Source organism: Flavobacterium lacus, from assembly GCF_003268815.1.
Lineage (GTDB): Bacteria > Bacteroidota > Bacteroidia > Flavobacteriales > Flavobacteriaceae > Flavobacterium > Flavobacterium lacus.
In genome coordinates this window covers 20,819-47,167 of sequence record NZ_QLSV01000013.1, presented here as the reverse complement: position 1 = coordinate 47,167, position 26,349 = coordinate 20,819, and the positions used below count along the sequence as shown (strand labels likewise).

General features: G+C 33.7%; 18 protein-coding genes and 1 pseudogene. 17 read left to right on the top strand and 2 right to left on the bottom strand.

The window, feature by feature from the left end:
* Window positions 1–23 precede the first annotated feature (23 nt).
* From B0I10_RS12435 to B0I10_RS12360, 16 genes and pseudogenes are all read left to right on the top strand, one after another.
* Complete coding sequence (locus tag B0I10_RS12435; protein WP_112086898.1) at window positions 24–692, top strand: response regulator transcription factor; 669 nt, start codon at window positions 24–26, stop codon at window positions 690–692.
* 8 nt (window positions 693–700) lie between these two features.
* Complete coding sequence (locus B0I10_RS12430; protein ID WP_112086836.1) at window positions 701–2,080, top strand: sensor histidine kinase; 1,380 nt, start codon at window positions 701–703, stop codon at window positions 2,078–2,080.
* A gap of 74 nt (window positions 2,081–2,154) precedes the next feature.
* A pseudogene (locus B0I10_RS12425) lies at window positions 2,155–6,491 on the top strand (CusA/CzcA family heavy metal efflux RND transporter).
* A 7-nt stretch (window positions 6,492–6,498) separates the two neighbouring features.
* On the top strand, window positions 6,499–7,611 hold the full coding sequence (locus tag B0I10_RS12420) for an efflux RND transporter periplasmic adaptor subunit (RefSeq protein WP_112086897.1): 1,113 nt from the start codon (window positions 6,499–6,501) through the stop codon (window positions 7,609–7,611).
* A gap of 113 nt (window positions 7,612–7,724) precedes the next feature.
* On the top strand, window positions 7,725–8,543 hold the full coding sequence (locus tag B0I10_RS12415) for a prohibitin family protein (protein ID WP_112086835.1): 819 nt from the start codon (window positions 7,725–7,727) through the stop codon (window positions 8,541–8,543).
* A 245-nt stretch (window positions 8,544–8,788) separates the two neighbouring features.
* Entirely contained in the window at window positions 8,789–11,008 is a 2,220-nt protein-coding gene (locus B0I10_RS12410) for a S41 family peptidase (RefSeq protein ID WP_112086834.1), read from the top strand.
* A 270-nt stretch (window positions 11,009–11,278) separates the two neighbouring features.
* Complete coding sequence (hisG, locus tag B0I10_RS12405) at window positions 11,279–12,136, top strand: ATP phosphoribosyltransferase (RefSeq protein ID WP_112086833.1); 858 nt, start codon at window positions 11,279–11,281, stop codon at window positions 12,134–12,136.
* A gap of 89 nt (window positions 12,137–12,225) precedes the next feature.
* A complete protein-coding gene (gene hisD, locus B0I10_RS12400; RefSeq protein WP_112086832.1) occupies window positions 12,226–13,515 on the top strand; it encodes a histidinol dehydrogenase in 1,290 nt (429 codons plus the stop codon).
* Window positions 13,508–14,569 carry a histidinol-phosphate transaminase gene (gene hisC / locus B0I10_RS12395; RefSeq protein ID WP_245942993.1) on the top strand — a complete coding sequence of 354 codons (1,062 nt, stop codon included), beginning with the start codon at window positions 13,508–13,510 and terminating at the stop codon, window positions 14,567–14,569. The genes hisD and hisC overlap by 8 nt, the downstream gene beginning before the upstream one ends.
* A 1-nt stretch (window position 14,570) precedes the next feature.
* Window positions 14,571–15,707 carry a bifunctional histidinol-phosphatase/imidazoleglycerol-phosphate dehydratase HisB gene (gene hisB / locus B0I10_RS12390; protein WP_112086831.1) on the top strand — a complete coding sequence of 379 codons (1,137 nt, stop codon included), beginning with the start codon at window positions 14,571–14,573 and terminating at the stop codon, window positions 15,705–15,707.
* Between the two features lie 139 nt (window positions 15,708–15,846).
* Complete coding sequence (gene hisH, locus B0I10_RS12385; protein WP_112086830.1) at window positions 15,847–16,428, top strand: imidazole glycerol phosphate synthase subunit HisH; 582 nt, start codon at window positions 15,847–15,849, stop codon at window positions 16,426–16,428.
* 87 nt (window positions 16,429–16,515) lie between these two features.
* Complete coding sequence (gene hisA, locus B0I10_RS12380; RefSeq protein ID WP_112086829.1) at window positions 16,516–17,247, top strand: 1-(5-phosphoribosyl)-5-[(5-phosphoribosylamino)methylideneamino]imidazole-4-carboxamide isomerase; 732 nt, start codon at window positions 16,516–16,518, stop codon at window positions 17,245–17,247.
* A 20-nt stretch (window positions 17,248–17,267) separates the two neighbouring features.
* A complete protein-coding gene (gene hisF / locus B0I10_RS12375; RefSeq protein WP_112086828.1) occupies window positions 17,268–18,023 on the top strand; it encodes an imidazole glycerol phosphate synthase subunit HisF in 756 nt (251 codons plus the stop codon).
* A gap of 5 nt (window positions 18,024–18,028) precedes the next feature.
* The gene (gene hisIE, locus B0I10_RS12370) at window positions 18,029–18,622 is read left to right on the top strand and encodes a bifunctional phosphoribosyl-AMP cyclohydrolase/phosphoribosyl-ATP diphosphatase HisIE (protein WP_112086827.1); all 594 of its coding nucleotides are present in this window, start codon (window positions 18,029–18,031) and stop codon (window positions 18,620–18,622) included.
* A gap of 151 nt (window positions 18,623–18,773) precedes the next feature.
* Window positions 18,774–20,651, top strand: a complete 1,878-nt coding sequence (locus B0I10_RS12365; RefSeq protein WP_112086826.1) for an alpha-amylase family protein — start codon at window positions 18,774–18,776, stop codon at window positions 20,649–20,651.
* Between the two features lie 231 nt (window positions 20,652–20,882).
* Window positions 20,883–22,445 (top strand): AsmA family protein, encoded by a 1,563-nt coding sequence (locus B0I10_RS12360; protein ID WP_112086825.1) that lies wholly within the window; start codon window positions 20,883–20,885, stop codon window positions 22,443–22,445.
* Between the two features lie 2 nt (window positions 22,446–22,447).
* On the opposite strand, the gene B0I10_RS12355 is transcribed toward B0I10_RS12360, so the two are convergent.
* Window positions 22,448–23,335 (bottom strand): L,D-transpeptidase, encoded by an 888-nt coding sequence (locus B0I10_RS12355; protein WP_112086824.1) that lies wholly within the window; start codon window positions 23,333–23,335, stop codon window positions 22,448–22,450.
* Between the two features lie 346 nt (window positions 23,336–23,681).
* On the opposite strand from B0I10_RS12355, the gene rpsA reads away from it, so the two are divergent.
* Window positions 23,682–25,457, top strand: a complete 1,776-nt coding sequence (gene rpsA, locus B0I10_RS12350) for a 30S ribosomal protein S1 (RefSeq protein WP_112086823.1) — start codon at window positions 23,682–23,684, stop codon at window positions 25,455–25,457.
* A gap of 83 nt (window positions 25,458–25,540) precedes the next feature.
* Here the strand turns inward: rpsA and B0I10_RS12345 are convergent, their stop codons facing one another.
* Complete coding sequence (locus tag B0I10_RS12345; protein ID WP_112086822.1) at window positions 25,541–26,257, bottom strand: hypothetical protein; 717 nt, start codon at window positions 26,255–26,257, stop codon at window positions 25,541–25,543.
* Window positions 26,258–26,349 lie beyond the last annotated feature (92 nt).

Genomic DNA, 26,349 nt, shown 5'->3' with positions numbered 1-26,349 from the left:
AACTACGAAATTGTTTTAAAATGATAAAATTACTGATTGTTGAAGATGAAATTGGAATAGCTAACTTTTTAAAACAAGGTTTGGAAGAAGAAGGCTATGAAGTGTGGGTTGCAAACGATGGTCAATTAGGATTGGAAATAGCGATTGCCCAAAAGCCTGATTTAATTTTATTAGATTGGATGTTGCCGAAACGCTCTGGGTTAAACGTTTGTGAATCCTTTAGAAAAACCAATACTACAACGCCAATTATTTTTCTAACAGCCAAAGATACTGTTCAAGAAACGATAGAAGGCTTAAAAGCCGGAGCGAATGATTATATAAAAAAACCGTTTAGTTTTGATGAATTAGTAGAAAGAATAAAAATTCATTTTAGAACAACAAATGAAACTGATGTTTTGAATTTAGGAAAGATTAAAATCATCCATTCCAAACACCAGGTTTTTTCAGAAAATAGCGAGGTTTCATTAACGCAACGGGAATATGAACTGTTGATTTATTTAATTAAGCATAAAGGAACTGTATGCACTCGAAATCAAATTATTGAAGATGTTTGGGATATTCATTTTGAGTATGATACGGGTGTAATTGATGTATTTATGAATGCCATTCGTAAAAAACTCAATCTTTCTAAGGAAGATGAAAGTATTAGAACCATTCGTGGGGTTGGTTATATTGCAAACGATTACTCTTAATACAAACCATGTTCAAATTATCTTTTCGAAATAGAATTGCTTTTTACTACATTATCAGTACTGCATTACTGATAACAATTGTGTTTGTAGTAATTTATCAAATGGTAAGTCTAAGCGTCTACAACCACATTAATGATGACATTCAAAACGAGGTTGAAAAACATTTACAAGAAATTGAAATAGATCGCAACAATTCCTATCTTATTCAAGTAGATGAATGGCGGGAACGAGAACATAATACGGTGGACGTAAACCCGGTATTTGTTCAGTTTTTTGACAGTAACAACAAATTAATTGATAAATCTCCCAACCTAAAAAAACTCAATTTAAAGCTATATCCGGAAAATAGAAATGACGAATTTATTGATACGTATTTAAACAAAAAACCTATTCGTCAGATTCAGGTTCCGCTTAATGATAATGAAAAAGTAATTGGTCGTTTGATTGTAGCTATGTCGTTGGATGATGCCATTATGGTATTATCAAATTTACGCAAAATCTTAGCGATTGCTTTTCCATTAATTTTGATAAGTTTATTTCTTATCGCTCGGTTTATTGTGGGAAGAAGCATCAAACCAATCAAAACGATCATTGAAACATCAAAACAAATTAGTCGCGAAAACCTAAGTTCGCGAATAGATTTACCACAAAATAAAGATGAATTATTCGTACTTTCAAAAACAATTAATGACCTGTTAGACCGAATTGAAAATGCTGTAGAACGCGAAAAACAATTTACATCCGACGCCTCCCACGAATTACGAACACCTTTAGCTGTCATTAAAGGAACGTTAGAAGTCTTAGTACGTAAACCTCGCAGTCAATCGGAATATGAAGAAAAAATAAATTACAGTATCAAAGAAGTTGATCGTTTAAATCAATTAGTGGATGAATTACTTTTGCTCGCTCGTTTTGAAAATCAGAAAGAAGCGAGCAAAAAAGAACAAGTTTTTCTCAATGCTCTGATTTTAGATAATTTAGCACGGTATTCGCAGAAAATTAATAACAAAAATATTACCATTATTCACGACTTTAAAGATGATTTTTTTATACTATCCGATAACTATTTAGTTTCGATTATTATCAGCAATCTACTTTCAAATGCGATTAAATATTCCAATCAAGATGGAGTTGTTTCTATCTATTTGTTGAAAGAAAATAATCAAATTATTTGCAAAATTCACAATAACGGTATTGGAATTCCAAGGGACGAGTTGGATAAAATTGAAAACCGCTTTTTTCGATCACAATCTGTACTTGAGACCAACACAAAAGGAACAGGTTTGGGGTTGTCTATTGTAAAACGACTTACCAATTTATTGAATATCGAAGTCAAAATTCAGAGTAAATTAAATAGTGAAACTATTGTTGAATTAAGGTTTAACTAATCGATTCCTAAGGCAATCTTAAGTCAATTTCAATAGTTACATAGTAACTTTACTAAAATTAAAAATTTGCCAAAATGCTTCAAAAAATTATAGGCTTTAGTTTAAAAAATAAATTTTTAATACTGCTTTTTACACTCGGTATTTTTGGTTATGGTTTGTTTTCTGTTTTCCAAATTTCTATTGGTGCAGTGCCTGATATTACCAATAATCAAGTGCAAGTCATTACCACTTCCCGCAATCTTTCCACACAAGATATTGAACAATACATAACTTATCCTGTTGAAATTGAGATGGCTAATTTGCCTGGTGTAATCGAAATTCGCTCTATCTCTAAATTTGGCTTATCGGTGGTTACCATTGTATTTGAAGACAAAGTTGGAACGTATTTACCAAGACAATTAATTGCCGAAAAAATTAAAACAGCCACCGAAAAAATACCGGAAGGATTCGGAACACCGGAAATGGGACCAATTACTACCGGCTTAGGCGAAATTTATCAATATACATTAGAGGTTAAACCTGAATTCAAAAGCCGATACTCAGTTACCGATTTAAGAACGATTCAAGACTGGGTCGTTAAGAGACAATTATCCGGTATCAAAGGTGTGGTGGAAATTAATACTTGGGGTGGCTTTTTAAAACAATATGAAATTGCGATCAATCCAGCTAGTTTAAAAGCAATGAACATTTCTACTACTGATGTTTTTACAGCTTTAGAAAAAAACAATAGTATTGCGGGTGGTTCGTATATTGAAAAAACCAATCAAAGCTATTTCATTCGTGGCGAAGGAAAAGTCAATTCTGTTCAAGATATAGAGAATATTGTGGTTAAAAATGATTTGGGTTTACCCATTTACATTAAAGACATTGCTAAAGTTCAATTTGGTCACGCCAATCGATTTGGAGCCATAACCGGAAATGGTGAAGGCGAAAAGGTTTTGGGTCAAGTGATGATGTTGAAAGGAGGAAACTCAAAACAAGTCATTGATGATGTAAAACTTCGTGTAGCAGAAATTGAAAAAACATTGCCCGAGGGTGTTTACATCAACGGATTCTTAGAGCGAAGTGAATTAGTTGGAAAAACAACGTTTACCGTTGCCGAAAATTTAATTTTAGGCTGTTTAATCGTCATTTTTGTGGTGGTTTTATTGCTTGGAAATTGGCGTTCCGGATTGGTAGTTGCATCTGTCATTCCGCTTTGTTTATTGTTTGCCATCTCGTTCATGAATATTTTTGGAATTGATGCCAATTTAATGAGTTTAGGTGCTATCGATTTCGGGATTATCATCGATGGTGCAGTAATTATAGTTGAATTTATTGCGTTTCAAATTGCTCATAAATCCAAACATTTAATCGGTTTAGCCAAAGAAGACCGACACTGGAAATGGATCAAATCACTTATAAAAGTGCTTCTAAAATGATGAATTCAGCCATTTTTGGTCAGTTAATTATTCTGATCGTATTTATTCCAATTCTTTCCTTATCAGGTGTGGAGGGAAAAATGTTCAAACCTATGGCCATGACGTTCAGTTTTGCCTTAATCGGTGCAATGTTGTTGTGTTTTACCTATGTTCCGGTTGCGGCTTCGTTGTTTTTAAAACCGCAAGAAGAAAATCCAAAATCCATCTCAAATCGTTTGATTAACAAATTGAATTCTTGGTATTTACCCGTGATTACTTGGGCGTTGAGCAATACTAAAAAAGTACTTTACGGAGCTGTTGGGTTATTATTTTTAGCCGTAGGATTGTTTTCAACGATGGGAGGCGAATTTATTCCAACATTAGATGAAGGTGATTTCGTAATTCAACCCGTTTTAAAAACAGGAACATCACTTTCTAAAACCATTGAAACGACTACCAAAATCGAAAAAATAATTCTCAACAATTTCCCTGAAGTTACCCAAGTTGTGAGTAGAATTGGTGCTGCCGAAGTGCCAACCGACCCAATGAGCATGGAAGAAAGTGATATTATCGTTAAATTGAAACCTAAATCAGAATGGGTTTCGGCAAACTCTAAAGATGAATTGGCTGATAAAATTAAAGCCGCTATAGAAGAAAAAATTCCTAACATGGAAATTGAGTTTACGCAACCTATCGAAATGCGATTTAACGAATTAATTTCAGGTTCTCGTTCCGATGTAGCCATTAAAATCTTTGGTGAAGACTTAAATGTTTTAGCTAAAAAAGCAAGAGAAATTGAAAAAGCTATTAAAAATGTGGAGGGTGCTTCGGATATTATTATCGAAAAAACGGAGGGTTTGCCTCAAATGATGGTTGATTATGACCGAAGTAAGATTGCTCGTTATGGCTTGAATATAGCCGATTTAAACGAAATGATAGCGTTGGGTTTTGCAGGAAAAACTGTTGGAAATGTTTTTGAAGGTGAAAAACGATTTGATATGGTGATTCGTTTGGATAAAGCCAATAGAAGCGATATTGAAGACTTACGAAATCTGTATGTTTCCACTCCAAATGGTGAGCAAATTCCGTTAAATGAATTAGCCTCTATTGAATATACCGAAGGTCCGGCTAAAATTTCAAGAGACAATACGAACCGAAGAATTATTGTGGGAATCAACGTCAGAAACCGCGATTTACAGAGTGTTGTAGATGATATGAAAAAAATTATCGACACCAAAATTGATTTGCCAACAGGTTATCGTGTTACCTATGGCGGACAATTTGAAAATCTGCAAAGTGCCAAAGCCAGATTATTAATTGCTGTACCCATTGCCTTATTCTTAATTTTTATCTTACTGCATTTTGCTTTTGGTTCCATCAAAGAAGCTCTAATGGTGTATTCTGCAATTCCTCTCTCTGCTGTAGGTGGTGTTTTATTTTTATGGATGCGAGATTTACCCTTTAGTATTTCCGCTGGCGTCGGTTTTATTGCTTTATTCGGAATTGCTGTGCTAAACGGAATTGTATTAATTGAACATTTTAAAGAATTAAAACACAGCGGAATGAAAGATATAAACGAATTGATTTTAAAAGGAACTACCGATAGACTGCGACCGGTTTTATTAACAGCAGCCGCAGCAGCTTTAGGTTTTTTACCGATGGCTATTTCATCGGGAGCAGGAGCAGAGGTACAGCGTCCGTTAGCTACTGTTGTGATCGGCGGATTAATTACGGCGACGCTTTTGACTATGATTGTTTTACCCATTTTGTTTAAAGTTTTTGATGAGAAAGAATTCAAAAAACCAAAATTCAAAAAACATGTAAACGGAACTTTTATTTTGTTATTCTTATTGGGTACTAGCTTTGGTTTTGCACAAGAAAATAATGCTGAACTAGATTCAATTATGGCTCAAGCTTTGCAAAACAATAAATTAGTAAAAGCTGGGCAATTGCAAATCGACAAAGCAAATGCAAACGTAAAAACGGCTTATTCTTTTGATAAAACAAGTGTGTATTACAGTTATGACCAAAATAATTTAGCCCTAAATAACGTACCTTTAAAAGTATTTGGAGTGCAACAATCATTTGCTTTTCCAACGGTTTATGGTGCACAAAAAAAGGTCTATAAAGCCGAATTAGAAAGTCAAAAGGCTTCTTTCGAATTGCAAAAAAACAAACTCAAATTGGAAGTTTCAAAAGTATATCATCAAATCGTATATGTGCAACATCAGGAAAAATTATTTAAATATTTAGATAGTTTGTACCAAAATTTCTCTAAAGCAAGCGACCGAAGATTTGAACTAGGCGAAACCAATTACTTGGAAAAAATAACTGCTGAAGCTAAATTTAGACAAATTAGAACCAAACTTTCGCAATTAGATAAAGAGAAAACAGCACAAGTAGAAGTATTACAAGCTTTAGTACAATCGGAGGAAAAAATAAGTATAAAAACGAATGAAATTAAACCAATAAATACTATACTAAAGGATTCAAGTAAAGAATTGTATAGTGTTTATTTAGAAAGCCTTACAAAAAAATACAAATCCAATGAAAAACTCCAAAAACAAAATTGGTTACCTGATTTAAATGTAGAATATTTTCAAGGCCGAAACAATGGACTTTCGCAATCTTTATACGGATTTCAAGTGGGTGTGGCTATTCCAATCTTATTCAATGGAAATGTGGCTAAATCAAAAGTTGCCAAGTTAGAATCACAAGCTTGGGAAGAACAAAAACAGCACGAGTTAATCAAAATTGAAACATACATCAATCAGAAAAAAAGCGAATTAGAACAATACAATCAGGCAATTGAATACTATAATCAATACGGAAAAAAAGTTTCTCAAGAGATTATTAAAGTAGCCAATATGAGTTACCAACACGGTGAAATTGATTTTTTTCAGTTCATACAAAGTTTAGAAAATGCAACCACTATTCAAGTTGATTATTTAGAAGCTGTAAACCAATACAACCAAACGCAATTAGACTTACAATATATTAATGTACAATAATTTACAAATGAAAAAACTATTTTATATAACAACAATAGCTACACTTTTATTTTCATGCAAACAAGAAGTAGCTGAAGAAAAAGTAATTGATGACGGATTGATTACGGTAACTGAAGTTCAATTTCAATCTTCAAAAATGGAAATAGGTTCACCAATTGAACAAGATTTCGAAGTTACAGTCAAATCCTCTGGAAAAATTGACGTTCCACCACAATATAGAGCTAAAGTAACCACATTTTTAGGTGGTTATATAAAAGCTACAAAATTAATGGTAGGAAATAAAGTAGTAAAAGGACAAGCTTTAATCACCTTAGAAAACACCGATTATCTGGATTTACAAAAGGATTATGTAGAAGTTGCCGAACAAATTAACTATTTGAAATCCGAATTTGAACGCCAAAAAACTTTATACGATGAAAAAATCACGTCTCAAAAAAACTATCTAAAAGCAGAGAGTGATTACCGTCAAGCGAAAGGAATGTATCAAGGTTTACGTGAAAAATTAGTGTTGTTAAACATCAATCCGGCTAATGTTGAGCGTGGAAAATTTACTTCACAAATTACGATTTTCGCACCAATTTCCGGTGATATAACAGTAATGAATGCAAATGTTGGCATGTTTATGTCGCCTTCCGATGTAATTTTAGAAATTGTGGATACCAATTATTTACATTTAAATTTAAGCATTTTTGAAAAAGACATTTTACATGTAAAACAAGGTCAAAAAATTACTTTTAAAGTACCGGAATCAAGTAAAGAACAATTCAGTTCCAAAGTGCAATTAGTTGGAAAATCGATTGAAAATAAAAACAGAACCATTTCGGTTTTTGGTACATTATCTGCGGAAACAAAAGGAAAATTATTGTCTGGAATGTTTGTAGAAGCCAACATAATTACCAATTCTAAAAAAGGTTTAGGTGTTCCATCAGAGGCTATCATTACAGAAAATGACAAACATTATGTCTTAGTTTTAAATAGTACCACAACGGAATATAAATTTAAAAAAACTGCCGTTACGCTAGGAGAAAAATCAGAAGAATTCATCGAAATACGGCCGAATGATGCAGTTAATTCAACCACAAAATTACTCAGGAAAGGAGTTTTTGAATTAGGCAATTAGTTGTTTTTTTATGAATCATAGATCTATATTTCGATATAAAATTTATGATGATGAAGCAAGGCTTTAAAAATTGATTTTCATTTTGTATCTTTATCAAAATCAAAAAAATCATAATGCAAAAAGAATTCAATCCTAAATTAATTCCAATGATTATTGGATTAATTATCTTAATTATCATACTTTTTAAATCAACTGTTACGATCGATTCGGGTCAAGCTGGTGTTCTTTACAAAACGTTTGGAGGAGGAGTGGTGACCGATGAACCGCCTTTGGGCGAAGGTTTTCATATTGTTGCCCCTTGGAATAAAGTGTATATTTATGAGGTGCGTCAACAAGAATTGTCTGAACAAATGCAAGTATTGTCTTCCAACGGTTTGGAAATCAAATTAGATGCCACAGCTTGGTTTCATCCGCAATATGAATTCACCGGAAAATTACATCAGGAAAAAGGAGAGAATTATATCGAAAGAGTGATTCGTCCCGCAATCCGTTCTGCCGCCAGAAGTGTGGTGGGAAGATATACTCCGGAACAATTGTATTCTACCAAAAGAGATGCCATTCAAGACGAAATTTTTACAGAAACCAAGAAGATTTTAGCCAATCAATATGTGCAATTGAATGAAATTTTAGTGCGTGATGTTACTTTGCCATCCACAATTAAAATTGCCATTGAAACCAAATTAAAACAAGAGCAAGAAAGTTTAGAATATGAATTTCGTTTAGAAAAAGCTCAAAAAGAAGCCGAACGTCAACGCATTGAAGCAGAAGGAAAAGCCCGTGCTAATCAAATTTTAAGTGCTTCGTTAACCGATAAAATTTTACAAGAAAAAGGCATTCAAGCTACAATTGAATTGTCTAAGTCTGCCAATTCAAAAGTAATTGTCATTGGTTCAGGGAAAGACGGAATGCCGATTATTCTGGGAAATCAGTAGATTTTAAAAACATATAGTTTGCTCAAACCGTTTGAATTTCAGACGGTTTTTTTTATTCAATATAGTGGGAAGCGATTTTTTGACTAACTTTTTTATGTTGGGCTCGGCATAAATTTTTGTTAATCACTTTTTACTTTGTAAGATAATTTGTTTCATTTACGTTGTGAAAATAATAATCATTCATTATTAATTTTTTAAATTATTGAATGAAATTATGATTTTAAAAAGACTTAACATTGTTATTTATGAAAAAAAGTTCTCTGCTTTCAGTTTTGTTTTTATCATTTTCAATGATAACTTTCGCTCAGAAACAACCAACCAAATCAGTATTTAATTTTGATTTTGAAACAATAGAAAATGGACATCCTCAAAGTTGGGAAAACTTTGGAAATGAAACATATCAAAAAGCGTTAGATTCGACAATTGTTAAAAATGGAAAGTATTCGGTTTCATTAGCTTACACTGATGGAAATTCAGGTTTCAAAGCATGGGCATATACATTACCCGACAATTACAAAGGAAAATCAATCACGCTTAGCGGTTTTATTAAAACAGAAAATGTTTCCGAAGGTCATGCCGGATTATGGATGAGAATTGACCCAAGTTTAGGTTTTGATAATATGGACGATAGAGGAATTGTTGGAACAACAGATTGGACTAAATACGAAATTACCTTACCAATGAGCCCGGATAAAACCGATAAAATTGTTGTTGGCGGCTTGCTAGTTGGAAAAGGCAAAATGTGGTTAGATGATTTTAAAGTCACGATTGACGGAAAAGAAATTCAAAATGCAAAGCCTTATCTCAAACCGGTTTTTCCTGCTCAATTGGATAAAGAATTTGACGAAGGTTCAAAAATAGCATCGTTTGATTATACTTCTTCTCAAATTACAAATCTCAAAATGCTCGGATTGATTTGGGGTTTTTTAAAATACCATCATCCAAAAGTGGCATCGGGTGATTTAAATTGGGATTATGAATTGTTCCGAATCATGCCAAAAATACTTTCTGCAAAATCAACAAACGAACGCGATGCTGTTTTAACAACTTGGATAACTGATTTAGGTGATTTTAAAACAAGTGCTCCCAAGAAACCAAAACTTGAAATCAAATTGCAACCTGATTTAGATTGGATTACAACTTCCAATTTTTCGAGTGAATTAACAACTGCACTTTACAAAGTAAAAATAGCGAAACGAACGGATAATCATTACTATTTAGCTTTTCATCCTGGAGTAGGTAATGCGGATTTTAAAAATGAAAACGCCTATGCAAAAATGGTTTATCCGGATACAGGCTTTCGTTTATTGACTTTGTTTCGCTATTGGAATATGATTCAGTATTATTTTCCATACAAAAATTTGATTGAAGAAGATTGGAAAATGGTTTTAGAACAATTTATTCCCAAGTTTATTCAAGCAAAAGACGAAACACAATACACACTGACTACGTTAGAAATTATTGCTAGAATTCATGATACGCACGCCAATATTTGGGGTGGAAACGCAGTTTTAAATAAGTTTTATGGTTCAAAATTTGCAGTGGCTGAAATCAAGTTTATTGAAGGAAAAGCGGTTGTTCATCGTTTCTACGATGATAAATTGGGAGAAGAATCAGAATTAAAAGTAGGCGATGTGATTGCTTCGGTGAATCAAAAACCAATAGAAGAAATAGTGAAAGAACGATTATATAGAACCCCGGCTTCCAATTATCCAACTCAATTGCGAGAGATTGCCCGTTCTGTATTGCGGACAAATGACGATGAATTAACAATCGAATACATTCGAGACGGGAAAATAAATCAACGAAAAATTTCAACTTATGCAAAAGACAAAATTAATATTTACAAATTTTATGAAGAAAAAGACTCCTGTTTTAAATTTATAGCAAAAGACATAGCCTACATCAACAATGGTGCAGTAAAGCGAAAATATTTACCAGAATTGTGGGAACAATATAAAGACACGAAGGGCTTGATTATTGATGTTCGAAATTACCCTTCTGATTTTGTGATTTATCAATTAGGGAGATATTTAGTAGATAAAAAGAGTCCATTTGTGAAATTTACCGGAGGAAGTTTCAAACAACCAGGGATGTTTACTTTTTATAAAACCAATAATGTTTGGCGAAGTAAAGGTGAAAATTACCAAGGTAAAGTAGTTATTTTGGTCAATGAAACGACCCAAAGCTCGGCAGAATTTCATGCGATGGCTTATCAACAATCGCCAAATGCCATCGTTATGGGATCAACAACTGCGGGAGCTGATGGTAATGTTTCCGATATTGAACTTCCGGGAGGAATTTCAACCATGATTAGTGGAATCGGAGTTTATTATCCCGACGGCAGAGAAACCCAACGCATCGGAATTGTTCCCGATATTGAAGTGAAACCGACTATTGAAGGCGTTAAAATGGGTAGAGACGAAGTGCTTGAAAGAGCCATTGAGTATATAAATAAAAATTAATTTAGACAAAACAAGAAAATCAATAATAGTTCAACAAATCACAAAGTTTCTAAATTTTTTGTTTTCTACAAATTTAAGTCCTTACATTTGCAACATCAAAATAGAACAACATGTTTTCAAATCAATTACATCATCATCATCACACCTCCGCTCAAGCGAAGAAATGATGCTATGTAATTAATTCATATATCTAAAACCCGTTTGAGTACATCAAACGGGTTTTTTGTTGCTCTCCGCTTTGGTGTACTCATTTAAAAAAAAAAACAAAAAATGAACACCTTAAAAATTGCGATTCAAAAATCAGGTCGACTCAACGAAGAAAGTCTTCAAATGCTCAGAGATTGTGGCATTTCCATTAACAATGGCAACGACCAACTTAAAGCCGAAGCATCAAATTTTCCGCTGGAAATTTTGTTTTTACGAAATTCAGACATTCCACAATATCTCATCGATGGAGTGGTAGATGCGGCCATTGTCGGAGATAATCTGTTAGTTGAAAAAGGTCAAAACATAACCGTTGCCGAGAAATTAGGTTTTTCCAAATGCCGAGTTTCAGTGGCGGTTCCCAAAACATTTGAGTATAATTCTATTCAAGATTTGAATAATTTGCGAGTGGCAACATCCTATCCAACCACGGTTTTAAACTTTTTTAAGTCAAAAAATGTTTCAATCGATATTCACCAAATTTCCGGTTCAGTTGAAATTGCTCCGAACATTGGCTTGTCAGATGCAATTGTCGATATCGTTTCCAGCGGAAGCACTTTATTCAAAAATAACCTGAAAGAAGTAGAAGTCATTTTGAAAAGTGAAGCTGTTCTAGCCGTTTCACCAAACATTTCAACTGAAAACCAAGAAATTTTAAGCAAACTCCGATTCCGAATTCAGTCTGTACTCAAAGCCAGAAAATCCAAATACATTTTGATGAATGTGCCGAATGATAAAATTCAAGAAGTCAGCCAAATTCTTCCGGTTTTGAAAAGTCCAACTATAATGCCTTTAGCAGAATCGGGTTGGAGCAGCCTTCACTCTGTCATCGAAGAAGACACTTTTTGGGAAGTCATCGATCAACTCAAATCCGCCGGAGCAGAAGGAATTTTGGTTTGTCCGATTGAGAAGATGGTTTTGTGAGAAAGTGATTAGTGAATAGTAATTAGTCATGCTTAATGAACCTTAATGAAATTCCCCTTATTACCTTAATGTCAAAAAAAAACTAAAAAATGAAAAAATATAAAAATCCACCCCAATCCCAATGGTCAACGTTAACCCAACGCCCCACCCAATCATTCGCCGAAATCGAAGAAACAGTAAAAGCCATTTTCAAAGAAATCCAAACCAAAGGAGATACAGCAGTTGCCAAATATACTTCGCTGTTTGACGGAATTAAATTAGATAATTTTTTAGTTTCTGAAAATGAAATCAAAGAAGCCGAAAAGCAAGTCGCAACCGAATTAAAAGAAGCCATCGCTGTCGCTAAATCAAATATTTACAAGTTTCACGAAGCTCAAAAATCCTCTAAAATTGAAGTAGAAACCACCAAAGGTGTTTTTTGTTGGCAAGAAAAACGTCCCATTCAAAAAGTAGGCTTATACATTCCAAGCGGAACAGCTCCTTTATTTTCAACCGTTTTGATGTTGGCCATTCCGGCTCAAATTGCAGGTTGCGAAGAAATAATTTTATGTTCACCACCGGATAAAAACGGAAAAATAAATCCTACTATTTTGTATGCTGCCAATTTATGTGGTGTGACAAAAATTTACAAAGTAGGCGGAATCCAAGCCATTGCCGCATTAACGTTTGGTACAAGATCGATTCCGAAAGTCTATAAAATTTTCGGACCCGGAAATCAATTTGTAACCGTTGCGAAACAAGTGGCAACCCAATTCGGAACAGCCATCGATATGCCGGCCGGACCAAGCGAGTTGTTAGTGTACGCCGATGATTCAGCAATTCCCGCTTTTGTAGCCTCTGATTTGTTAAGCCAGGCCGAACACGGAACCGACAGTCAAGTGATCTTGGTTTCCAATTCTCAAAAAATAATTGACGAGGTTGAAAAAGAAATTGTCGACCAAATTCAAGCTTTACCTCGAAAAGAAATCGCTCAAAAAGCAATCGATAATTCCAAATTAATTTTTATTGAAAAGGAAAGTGATGCATTGGATTTTATCAACGAATATGCTCCCGAACATTTTATTATTTGTTCCAACAACGAAGAGTATTTTGTTAGCGGAATTCAAAATGCCGGTTCTGTTTTCATTGGAAATTTTACTCCCGAAAGTGCTGGTGATTACGCTTCTGGAACCAATCACACCTTGCCAACAAACGGGTTTTCAAAGAATTATTCCGGTGTAAATCTCGATAGTTTCTTGAAAGCGATGACTTTTCAAAAGATAACTGAAAAAGGAATTCAAAATATTGGAAAATCAATTGAAATTATGGCAGAGGCCGAAGGATTGCAAGCGCACAAAAAGGCCGTTAGTTTACGATTAAAAAGTTTAGAAAATGAATAAAAATATAACCCCAATCAGCACTTTTTCGATTGAAAATATAGTTCGAAAAAGTATTCTAAAAATGAAACCTTATTCGTCTGCTCGCGATGAATTCAAGGAATTTGAAACCAAGGTGGTTTTTTTGGATGCGAATGAAAATCCGTTTTCCAATGGGTACAATCGCTATCCCGATCCGCAACAAAAACAATTGAAAACACTTTTAGCTAAACAGAAAAAGGTTTCTTTAAACCAAATTTTAGTAGGAAATGGAAGTGACGAAGTGCTTGATTTGCTCTTTCGTGCTTTTTGCGAACCCAATCAAGACAACGTCATCACGTTGCCACCAACCTATGGAATGTATGGCGTTTTAGCTGATTTGAATGCCATTGAAAACAAAGAAATTCTGTTAACCGATGCTTTTGAGCCCAATGTAGGTGAAATTTTGAAGGCTGTTTCAGAAAATACCAAAATCATCTTTTTATGTTCGCCAAATAACCCAACCGGCAATTCATTTTCAGATGAAAGTATTTTGTATTTGCTTAAGAATTTCAATGGTTTGGTAGTTTTGGATGAAGCGTACATCGATTTTTCGTCCAAAGAAAGTTGGTTGTCAGAATTGAATGATTTTCCCAATTTAGTCATCATTCAAACATTGTCAAAAGCCTATGGTTTGGCCGGACTTCGAATCGGAATTGTATATGCTTCGGAAGAAATTATTTCTATTTTAAATAAAATTAAACCGCCGTACAATTTGAATACGGCTTCACAGGAAATTGCACTGAAAAAATTAAATCAAAACACATTAGCTGCTCAATTGAAAAAGCTCATTTCGGAACGGGAAAATGTTATCAATTCATTAAAATCAATTACATTTATTGAACGTATTTTTCCATCCGATGCGAATTTCATTTTGGTAAAAGTAGATGATGCAACCTTGCGATACAATCAATTAATTCAAGCTGGAATAGTAATCAGAAACCGAAGTAATCAGCCTTTGTGCGAAAACTGTCTTCGCATTACGATTGGCACAAAAGAAGAAAACAATCAATTAATTACAATCTTAAAATCGCTTTAAAATGGCACAAAAAATCCTATTTATTGATCGTGACGGAACCATCATCAAAGAACCTGCTGATGAACAAATTGATGCGTTTGAAAAAGTGACTTTCTATCCAAAATCACTGACGTATTTAAGCAAAATTGCCTTAGAATTAGATTTTAAATTAGTGATGATAACCAATCAAGATGGTTTGGGAACTGCTTCTTTTCCTGAGGAAACATTTTGGCCGGTTCATAATTTTATTGTCAAAACATTTGAAAATGAAGGGGTTGTTTTCGATGAAGTTCTGATTGATAAAACGTTTCCACACGAAAATGCTCCAACTCGTAAACCAGGTGTTGGTTTGTTGCAAAAGTATTTTTCGGCTGACTATGATTTAGAAAATTCATTCGTAATTGGTGATCGTTTAACGGATGTTGAATTGGCTAAAAACCTTGGTTCAAAGGCGATTTTTATCAATGATAATACCAATTTGGGTACGAATGAGATTTCCGTCAAACGGGAAGAATTGAAATCAATTATCGCACTCGAAACCAATGATTGGAAACTAATTTATGAGTATTTGAAACTGGAAAACCGAACGGCTTCGGTCTATCGAAAAACGAATGAAACCGAAATCGCCATCACTTTAAATTTAGATGGAACCGGAAATAGTAACATTCGAACCGGATTGGCTTTTTTTGACCACATGCTCGATCAACTTTCCAGACACGGTCAAATGGATTTGGATATTCAAGTCAAAGGCGATTTGCAAGTGGATGAACACCACACCATTGAAGACACGGCCATTGCGTTAGGCGAAGTTTTTGCGAAAGCCTTAGGAGATAAATTAGGCATCGAACGATACGGATTTTGTCTCCCCATGGATGATTGTTTGGCTCAAGTTGCCATTGATTTTGGTGGTCGCTCTTGGTTGATGTGGCAAGCTCCTTTTAAACGAGAAAAAATTGGCGACATGCCAACCGAAATGTTCTTTCACTTTTTCAAATCGTTTGCCGATGGTGCTAAAGCCAACCTAAACATCAAAGCAGAAGGTTTTAACGAACACCATAAAATTGAAGCGATTTTTAAAGCTTTCGCAAAAGCAATTAAAGCCGCCGTAAAAAGAGATTCGGAGAAAATGATTTTGCCAAGTACAAAAGGAATGTTATAATTTTTTTGACATTAAGATAGTAAGGTTGATTTCATTAAGATTAATTAAGCAAATGAATGATTTAATCTTAATGAAAATCCTTAATGAAACTTAAAAACTTAATGATTCAAATTTTTAAATCTTAAATTTTCGTATAAAAATGAAAATAGCCATAATAGACTACGGTGCAGGAAATATAAAAAGTATTCAATTTGCCTTAAATCGATTGGGATTTGAAGGAATTTTGACAAACAATCCAAGCGAAATTCGTTCTGCCGAGAAAGTTATTTTTCCCGGTGTTGGTGAAGCAAGTTCCGCGATGAAAAAACTTAAAAGCTCTGGTTTAGATGAATTAATTCCCACGTTAACCCAACCGGTTTTAGGTATTTGTTTAGGAATGCAATTAATGTGTAATCACACAGAAGAAGGCGACACCAAAGGTTTAGGAATTTTTGATACGAATATTGTTCAATTTTCCAACCGAGTTAAAGTGCCACATATGGGTTGGAATACTATCTATAATTTGCAATCTCCTTTATTTCAAGGAATAAATGAAAAGGAATACTTGTATTTAGTACATAGTTATTATGCTCCTTTATCTAAAAATACGATTGCGAATACAATTTACGAAAAAGAATTTAGTTCAGCCTTGCAACTCAATAATTTCTACGGCGTTCAATTTCACCCAGAAAAAAGTGGAATGGTTGGTGAACAAATACTCAAAAACTTTTTAAATCTATAATATAATAGGAACACAGATTTAAGGAATGATAAAAATTTTTAAAATTCCTCAAATTATATCAATCTGCGTTCAAAAAAATATTCAAAAATGAAAATTATCCCTGCTATCGACATTATAAACGGAAAATGCGTCCGATTAACCAAAGGCGATTACGCCACACAAAAAATATACAACGAAAATCCGTTAGAAGTAGCCAAACAATTTGAAGCTCAAGGCATTCACTATTTGCACTTGGTGGATTTGGATGGTGCAAAATCCGGACAAATCATCAATTATAAAATTTTAGAAAAAATTGCGTCAAATACTAATTTAAAAATTGATTTTGGAGGTGGATTAAAAACCAATAAAGATGTTGAAATTGCTTTTGAATGCGGTGCTAACCAAATTACAGGTGGAAGTATTGCGGTAAAAAATCCTTTGTTATTTGAAGAATGGATTCAGCGTTTTGGGAATGAAAAAATCATTCTCGGAGCCGATGTTTCCAATGGAAAAATTGCTGTTTCCGGTTGGCAGGAAGAAAGTAGCGAGGAATTAATTCCGTTTATTCAAAACTATCAAACCAAAGGAATTCAGTCCGTTATCTGCACTGATATTGCTAAAGATGGAATGTTGGAAGGACCTAGTTTTGAAATTTATAAAACGATTTTAAAAGAAATTATAAACATAAAATTAATCGCTTCCGGCGGAATTTCAACAGTTGATGAGTTGCCAAAATTAGCCGAATTAGGTTGTTACGGCGTAATTATCGGCAAAGCCATTTATGAAAACCGAATCTCATTAAAAGAACTAGAAAATTTTATAACTAAACAAAAAGCGTAGCGTCTTTGCGAGAAATAAACATGTTAACAAAAAGAATAATCCCCTGCCTCGACATCAAAAACGGACGAACCGTAAAAGGAATTAATTTTTTAGAGTTAAAAGATGCCGGCGATCCGGTCGAATTAGCTTTGAAATACAGTTTAGAAGGTGCCGATGAATTGGTCTTTTTAGATATTTCTGCCACAGAAGAACGCAGAAAAACATTAGTTCAATTGGTTCAAAAAGTGGCTCAAACGATAAACATCCCATTTACAGTTGGTGGCGGAATTTCATCGGTGGAAGATGTTGAATTGCTTTTAAAAAACGGAGCAGATAAAATTTCAATTAATTCATCCGCAGTTAAAAATCCGAAACTGATTTCAGAAATTGCTAAAAACTTCGGAAGTCAATGCGTGGTGGTGGCCATCGATGCCAAATTCATCCATGAAAATTGGAAAGTCCATTTAGTTGGCGGAAAAGTGGCTACCGAATTGGATTTATTTGATTGGGCAAAAGAAGTGGAACAACTTGGAGCCGGCGAAATTTTATTCACTTCCATGAACAATGATGGAACAAAAAATGGTTTTGCAAATGAAGCGTTGGCTCAACTATCAAAAACAGTAAATGTTCCCATTATCGCTTCCGGTGGAGCAGGAACAATGAACCATTTTGAAGAAGCTTTCTCAATTGGTAGTGCTGATGCAGCTTTAGCAGCCAGTGTTTTTCATTACAATGAAATTTCAATTCCGGAATTAAAAAATTATTTAAAAACAGCTGGAATTCCAGTTAGAATTTGATATTTATGAAACTAGATTTTACAAAAAATAGCGACGGATTAATCCCTGCCATCATTCAAGATGCAACAACTAAAACCGTTTTAATGTTGGGTTATATGAACGAAGAAGCCTATCAACAAACCGTTTCTTCACAAAAAGTAACGTTCTTCAGTCGCACAAAAAATCGATTATGGACAAAAGGCGAAGAAAGCGGAAACTTTCTCAATCTCGTTTCAATGGAAGCTGATTGCGATAATGACACGCTTTTAGTACAAGTTAGCCCAACCGGACCGGTTTGTCATACGGGAGCCGATACTTGTTGGCAACAGCCCAATAAAACAAAGTTTGGGTTTTTATCAGAGTTAGAAAATACGATTCAACTTCGTAAAGAAAATGGCGAATCTGAAACAAGTTATGTTGCTTCGTTATTTGCAAAAGGAATAAATAAAATAGCTCAGAAAGTAGGCGAGGAGGCCATCGAAATGGTTATTGAAGCCAAAGATTCCAACGATGATTTATTTTTGAATGAAAGTGCCGATTTGCTGTTTCATTATTTAATTTTATTGAAAGCAAAAGGTTTTGAATTGAATGATGTTGTGGAAATTTTGAAGAAACGGTAAAGGGTAATTGGTAAAAGGTTTTTGGATACTATTTTTTTTCCCCTTTTCCCCATAACCCATAACCCATAACCCATAACCCATAACCCATAACCCATTACCCATTACCATTTAAAATTTCTTTGTATATTTAGACCTTTAAAAAGTAAATTTTATGCTCAAAAAATCAGCAGTTGCTCTAAGCACCATCGTCTTATTTTCAACTTTATCCTGCGAACAAAAAAATATGAAGGCCCAAACAGAAACGGTAACTGAATCCAATTCAGAACATAAAATTGTTGTATATCAAGTTTTTACACGATTATTTGGAAACTCAAATACTACTAATAAACCTTGGGGAACAATTGAAGAAAATGGCGTTGGAAAGTTTAATGATTTTACCGACAAAGCTCTTCAGGAGATTAAAGATTTAGGCGTGACACACATTTGGTACACCGGTGTTCCGCATCACGCTTTAATTAATGATTACACAAAATATGACATTTCCAATGATGATCCTGATGTCGTGAAAGGTCGTGCCGGCTCGCCGTATGCCGTGAAAGATTATTATAATGTAAATCCTGATTTAGCAGTTGATCCGGCAAAACGATTAGAAGAATTTGAAGCGTTGATTGAACGAACACATAAAAACGGTTTGAAAGTCGTAATTGATATTGTGCCCAATCACATTGCCAGAAAATATGAGGGAAAAACCAATCCGAAAGGGGTGAAAGATTTTGGAGCTGATGATGATAAAACCCTTGAATACAAACGAAATAATAATTTCTATTATATTCCAAATTCTAAATTTGAAGTGCCAACCGATGCCAATTATAAACCACTTGGTGGTGAAAAACATCCGCTGGCTGATGGAAAATTTGAAGAAGTTCCGGCAAAATGGACAGGAAATGGTTCTCGTTTAGCCAAACCGGATATTAATGATTGGTATGAAACGGTCAAAATTAATTATGGGGTAAAGCCGGATGGAAGTAAAGATTTCCCGACTTTACCAGAGGGTTTCGACAAAAAAGATTACAAAGCTCACGCCGATTTTTGGAAAGGAAAAGACGTGCCGGATTCTTGGAAAAAATTTAAAGACATCACTCAGTATTGGATTGATAAAGGTGTGGATGGTTTCCGCTATGATATGGCAGAAATGGTTCCGGTGGAATTTTGGAGTTATATGAATTCATCCATCAAAATGAAAAATCCGAATGCGTTTTTGTTGGCAGAAGTTTATAATCCGGGGGAATACAGAAATTATATTCACTTAGGAAAAATGGATTATTTGTATGATAAAGTACAAGTGTATGACACATTGAAAAACATCGTGCAAGGTCGCGGTTTGCCGAAAAATATCTCAGGTATTCGTGAAGATTTGAAAGATATTGAACACCATATGTTACACTTTTTAGATAACCACGACGAACAACGTTTGGCGAGTCCGCAGTTTGCCGGAGATGCTAAAAAAGGAAAACCCCTGATGGTTGTTTCGGCAACAATCAGTTCATCGCCCACAATGATTTATTTTGGTCAGGAAGTAGGTGAACCGGGTGCTTTTGATGCCGGTTTCGGAAAAAATTCACGAACCTCTATTTTTGATTATGTTGGAGTTCCGCATCATCAACGTTGGATGAATGATGGAAAATTTGACGGCGGACAATTGAAACCGGATGAAAAAGAATTACGTGATTTCTATAAACGTTTGTTGAATTTTACTTTAAAAAGCAGTGCTTTGATGGGTGAATTCGTGCAAATTCAGGATGCTAATTTAAATGCGGGTTCCAATTATGATTTCGGATTGTATTCGTATGTGCGTTGGAGTGATGACGAGAAATTGGTGATTGTGACTAATTTCAATCAAAACACACCCGTTGAATGTGATGTGATGATTCCGGCAGATGTAGTGAAAAAAATGAATCTGAAAGATGGAAAATATAAATTAAAAGATCAATTATACGGAAAAAGTTCAACCGAATTAATCATTGAAAATGGAGTAGGGAAGTTTAAGTTGAAAATTGGTGTGAATGAGAGTTTTATTTATAAGATTTAAATTTCCTGTGGTCGACGAGTCTCACTAATTACAACAGATTTTTAAATAATCATTAGAAAAAAAGCCACGAATTTCACTAATTAGCACGAATTAATTTGTGTAAATTAGTGAAATTCGTGGCTTAAATTACCGCAGTTTTTCTGCCTTTACATTAATTATAACAAGTTTTTTATACTTTATTTGGCTTTAATTCCCGAATTAGTCACTAAATTTAAGAAGTAAACATTTTTTATGGTTTGGTGGAAAAAAACAGTCATTTTCGTTTTCGTTTTAATTGCTCTGATTTTCGTTTTGAATATCGGATTGAGCTTTTGGATTAAAAAAGAACTGCCTAAAATCATCAACGAAAATAACGATTCGCCTTATCACATTGTTTATAAAACGATCGATATTACCTTGCTGAGTGGAACGATTTTAATCAATGACATTACGATTGTTCCTAAAAAAGCGATGAATGAAACATCGGATAAAACCGGATTATTTGCCGCAATTTCAGATGTTGACATCAAAGGAATTAGCATTTGGAGTATTCTTTTCAGTAAAAAAATTAAAGCGTCAAAAATCACAATTAATAAGCCGGAAATCATTCTCTATAAAAAGGATGACAAAGCAGTAAATAATCCGAATAGCATTAATGAAAGTGTCGTAAAACCGTTTAAAAACACCATTTCAGTTTCAGATATTGAATTGGAAAATGCTAATCTGAATATCATATCAACTGAAACAAATTTACCTTCTTTGGTTGTTACTAATCTTTCGTTAGAATTGGATGATGTTGTTTTAAACGATGAGACTTTAGAAGAGAAAATTCCCTTCAAGTATAACGATTTTGATTTTTCGTGTGATAGTATTTATTTCAGAGCCAACGAATTTTATCACTTTAAAGCATCAACTATAAAAAGTACAAAATCAGAATTAAAAATTGATAATTTTAAACTGATTCCGGTATATAGCCGAGCTGAGTTCGTTAGAAAAATTCCGGTTGAAAAAGATCTTTATTCTGTCAATGTTCAAGTGATTTCATTTTCTGAAATGGATTGGGGTTTTGAAGAAAACGACTTTTATTTTCATTCAAAAAATATCGTTTTAGATTCAGTTTATGCTACTATTTATCGATCAAAAATTCCAACGGATAATCTTTCCAAAAAGCCTTTGTATAGCAAATTATTGCGAGAGATTCCATTTAAATTGCAAGTTGATTCGTTGCAAATTAGAGAATCCATTTTAGAATACGAAGAAGAAAAAACCTTTGAAAAAGGAGCGGGATTACTATCATTTCATCAATTTAATATGGCTGTAACCAATATCAACAGCGGTTATAAAGAGCAAAAATTATCGGATGTAAAAATTAAAGTGGATTGTCGTTTTATGAATGTTTCACCGTTGAAAGTCGATTGGCAATTCAACGTACTCGATAAATCAGACGGATTTACGTTTAAAGGAACAATTTTGAACTTTCCGGCAGAACAACTTAAACCTTTTACAAAACCGTATATGAATGTGGATGTGGAAGGAATGTTGGATGAAGTCTATTTTAATTTCGCTGGAAATGATATAAAATCAAAAGGTAATTTTGCTATTAAATATGAAGATTTGAATGTGACAGTTTACAAAAAAAATAGCCGAAAAGAGAAAAATAAATTTCTTTCAGCTATTGGTAATTTGTTTGTCAAAAAAGATTCCGATGAAAAAGTCAAAGAAGTGGAAGTAGAAGTGGAAAGAATTCCTGAAAAATCGTTCTACAATTTTCTATGGCGAAACATCGGCGAAGGTCTCAAAAAAACCTTGCTTTAAGTTTATTCCACTTGTTTTTTAGTTAGCACTTTTTCTCTGTTTTCTTGTTCTTTCATAATATCAGAAAGGTGGTTGGAAACCAAACTTTCAAATTCCTTTTCAGAAATGTCATTTGCCTTTGGTTCATCAACTAATTTTAACCAGGGCGATTTCCCATCAAAATCATAGTCACCAAAAACTAATACAGGAATTCCTTTTGCTTCAACGGTATTGGCATCTTTCAAAATCCACTCGTCCGCCCAATCATACATCCATTTGGCATCGTTTTCTAACAATCGCAAACAAGAATGCGAAGCCGGGTAACCAGGCAATTCATATTGATGCCAACCTACGCCTTCTTCATTTTCGATATTGAAATTCCAACGTAAAATCCACTCATCATCCACGGTGCTTTGCACTTCTTCGCCTTTCCAGTTGGTGAAAAATAATCCGGTTGGTGTTTTATGTGCTTCTGAACCTAAACTTGATGGTCCCCATTTGACCAATTCGCCGTATTCATACAATCCATAAGCTTGAATAGGATAGGAGAAAATAGCAATTTTGGGTACATCATTTAAATTTTTAATTGTGAAAGGAAAAGCAGAATAAGCTAAAAAATCAGCATCAAATTTGTTAGGAATAATCAAACTATCCGCTTTTTGTAGTGTGTTTTTATCTATTCGGTTCAACGAAACAATTGTCGTTATTTCACTACTTGAAAATTTAGATTTGAAAATTTTTCGAACCGAATCATTTTTCAATGACCAAATCGTATAAGTGAAGTCTTGTGGTTTATCATATTTTCGGGTTGGTTTTGGGCGTTCAGTAGTTGCTTTTTCTTTTGATTCTTGGCAAGAAATCGCCACTGTGAATATAAAGAAGAAAATTAGCTGTTTAAAATGCATCATCATTATGTTGTATATTTTGAGGTTTTACTTTTTTTACAAGATAGTTGTTAGCATTAAAACATCCCAGTGATAAGGAAACCTTTAACTTTTTTAAATGAATTTAGTTGTTGAAAATGAGTTATTTAATGAAAAAAAATATGAAAACTTACTATTTATCTTTCAATCGATGAAATTCCCCTCTAATTCCCTCAAAAATAGTTTTGTATATTCAAAAAAGGTTCGTAATTTTGCACACCTTTTGGCGGAGAAGAGTTTCCATTGGGTATAAACTATTTATGTAAACAACTTCTGCTGTTTTCTATCGCATTAAGAAACTCAAGAGAACACAGAATACAAATTTTTATTCAGAATGTCTGAAATTTTAAAAGAACAAGAAGCGTTTTTAGCAAACTTTAACTGGCATAACTTCCAAGAAGGAATTGATGCTGTAGATGAGAAAAACTTAAGAGAATTTGAAGAGTTAGTTGCTAAAACCTTCATCTCAACTGACAGTGACGAAGTAGTAATGGGAACTGTTGTTCGTGTTACCGATCGTGATGCTATCGTTGATATCAATGCAAAATCGGAAGGTGTTATTTCATTAAACGAATTCCGTTACAACCCAGGATTAAAAGTGGGTGACAAAGTAGAAGTTTTAATCGATGTTCGTGAAGACAGAACCGGTCAATTGGTTTTATCACACAGAAAAGCTAGAACTATCAAAGCTTGGGACAGAGTTATTGCGGCTAATGAGTCAGGCGAAATCGTAAACGGTTTTGTGAAATGTAGAACTAAAGGAGGTATGATTGTTGATGTTTTCGGAATTGAAGCATTCTTACCGGGATCACAAATTGATGTGAAACCAATCCGTGACTACGATCAATATGTAAACAAAATGATGGAGTTTAAAGTGGTAAAAATTAATCACGAATTCAAAAACGTGGTAGTTTCTCACAAAGCTCTTATCGAAGCGGATATCGAAGTTCAGAAAAAAGAAATCATTGGTCAATTAGAAAAAGGACAAGTATTAGAAGGTGTTGTTAAAAACATTACTTCTTATGGTGTGTTTATTGATTTAGGTGGTGTTGATGGATTAATCCACATTACTGACCTTTCTTGGTCAAGAATCAATCACCCAAGCGAAGTGCTTGAATTAGACCAAAAATTAAACGTTGTAATTCTTGATTTTGATGATGAGAAAACAAGAATCCAATTAGGTTTAAAACAATTAAACGCTCACCCTTGGGATGCATTGAATGCAGACTTGAAAGTGGGTGACAAAGTGAAAGGTAAAGTAGTAGTTATCGCTGATTACGGTGCTTTCATTGAAGTTGCTGAAGGTGTTGAAGGTTTAATCCACGTTTCTGAAATGTCTTGGTCAACGCATTTACGTTCGGCTCAAGATTTTATGAAAATTGGTGATGAAGTAGAAGCTGTTGTATTAACATTAGACAGAGACGAAAGAAAAATGTCGTTAGGTATCAAACAAATGTCGCAAGATCCTTGGACTGATATCACTTCTAAATATCCTGTTGGTTCTAAACATAACGGTATCGTTAGAAACTTTACAAACTTTGGTATTTTCGTAGAATTAGAAGAAGGTATCGATGGTTTAATTTACATCTCTGATTTATCTTGGACTAAAAAAATCAAACATCCATCAGAATTCATCAATGTGGGTGAAACGTTAGATGTTGTTGTTTTAGAATTAGATGTTGACGGACGTAAATTATCATTAGGTCACAAACAAACTACTGCAAACCCTTGGGACAAGCACGAAGATGCTTTTGCTGTAGGAACTGTTCATAACGGAACTATCGCTGAAATTGTTGACAAAGGTGCAACAGTTGATTTTGGTGATGATGTTGTTGCTTTTGTACCAACACGTCATTTAGAAAAAGAAGATGGTAAAAAATTGAAAAAAGGTGATGTTGCTGACTTCAAAGTAATTGAATTTAACAAAGAATTCAAGAGAGTTGTTGCTTCACATACAGCTATCTTTAGAGAAGAAGAAGAGAAAAATGTTAAAGCAGCTTCAGAATCTGTTGCTTCTAACAATAACTCAAATGCTCCTGCTCAAACCTTAGGTGAAAACAATCAAATTTTAGCCGACCTGAAAGCTAAAATGGAAAAAGGAGAGAAATAATATTTCTTAACTTTATAAATTCAAAAATCCCTCTTCGCAAGTTGAGGGATTTTTTTGTGCTAACATTTTTGAAATAGTAATCACTAATTATAATATTTACTCAACCAAATGTCTTCATTAAAATTCTTGCCTTGCCATAAGCAATAATAAATTGCAATTCCCATAATAGATTTAAGCATAAATAAAAAAGTAACTAAACCCATTATATTTTGAGGAGATTTCCCAAATAAGTTTTGCGGTAATAAAGCGGTTAAAAATAAACTGATAAATACTAATAAAATTATAAAATTGCCCATTGTTTTAAATGGTTTCATAGCCAGTTTACGTAATGGATGCAAATCATCTCCCCATTTGTGAATTAAATAATAATAGCCATTTCCAATTGGAGCAAATAGTAACGGATCATCATAATTTTCTAATTTAAACAATTTTGAAGGAGCTACAATTCTGAAGCCTTCAAGTTTTGTTTGATGCTCTTTTTCCAAATGATGAATTTTCGTGATAGCCTCTTCCGGAATTTTTCCTTTAAATAAGTGACTATCTAAAAATCGTAATCGATAATCAACGCATATTGATTTAATTTGTTCTAAATGAAATATTCTATCCGATTCTAAACAATCAAAATGAAAATTATTGTATTTTGTTGAACTTTTTTCAGTTAAGGTTGAAAGAATTTCAGTCCTTTTGATTTCATTTTCATTTAAAATTGAAAAAATTTCATTTAAAATAGCTTCTTCCGTTTTGAATTTATTTCTCTCCAATCGTAATTCATTTAAAAGATTCTTCTTTTTCAGTAGCATTTTAAGTTGTTTTTATGAGTTGATAAAAATAATTACAATACATTCTAAATTAATTATTTATCCAATAATAATGAAATTTTTATAATTTTTTT

Coding starts and splice junctions, on each gene's coding strand:
- B0I10_RS12365 (WP_112086826.1), top strand. CDS start 18,774: ATGCTCAAAAAATCAGCAGTTGCTCTAAGCACCATCGTCTTATTTTCA.
- B0I10_RS12360 (WP_112086825.1), top strand. CDS start 20,883: ATGGTTTGGTGGAAAAAAACAGTCATTTTCGTTTTCGTTTTAATTGCT.
- B0I10_RS12415 (WP_112086835.1), top strand. CDS start 7,725: ATGCAAAAAGAATTCAATCCTAAATTAATTCCAATGATTATTGGATTA.
- hisB (WP_112086831.1), top strand. CDS start 14,571: ATGGCACAAAAAATCCTATTTATTGATCGTGACGGAACCATCATCAAA.
- hisIE (WP_112086827.1), top strand. CDS start 18,029: ATGAAACTAGATTTTACAAAAAATAGCGACGGATTAATCCCTGCCATC.
- B0I10_RS12410 (WP_112086834.1), top strand. CDS start 8,789: ATGAAAAAAAGTTCTCTGCTTTCAGTTTTGTTTTTATCATTTTCAATG.
- B0I10_RS12345 (WP_112086822.1), bottom strand. CDS start 26,257: ATGCTACTGAAAAAGAAGAATCTTTTAAATGAATTACGATTGGAGAGA.
- hisG (WP_112086833.1), top strand. CDS start 11,279: ATGAACACCTTAAAAATTGCGATTCAAAAATCAGGTCGACTCAACGAA.
- hisF (WP_112086828.1), top strand. CDS start 17,268: ATGTTAACAAAAAGAATAATCCCCTGCCTCGACATCAAAAACGGACGA.
- B0I10_RS12420 (WP_112086897.1), top strand. CDS start 6,499: ATGAAAAAACTATTTTATATAACAACAATAGCTACACTTTTATTTTCA.
- hisA (WP_112086829.1), top strand. CDS start 16,516: ATGAAAATTATCCCTGCTATCGACATTATAAACGGAAAATGCGTCCGA.
- hisH (WP_112086830.1), top strand. CDS start 15,847: ATGAAAATAGCCATAATAGACTACGGTGCAGGAAATATAAAAAGTATT.
- B0I10_RS12430 (WP_112086836.1), top strand. CDS start 701: ATGTTCAAATTATCTTTTCGAAATAGAATTGCTTTTTACTACATTATC.
- rpsA (WP_112086823.1), top strand. CDS start 23,682: ATGTCTGAAATTTTAAAAGAACAAGAAGCGTTTTTAGCAAACTTTAAC.
- hisD (WP_112086832.1), top strand. CDS start 12,226: ATGAAAAAATATAAAAATCCACCCCAATCCCAATGGTCAACGTTAACC.
- hisC (WP_245942993.1), top strand. CDS start 13,508: ATGAATAAAAATATAACCCCAATCAGCACTTTTTCGATTGAAAATATA.
- B0I10_RS12355 (WP_112086824.1), bottom strand. CDS start 23,335: ATGATGATGCATTTTAAACAGCTAATTTTCTTCTTTATATTCACAGTG.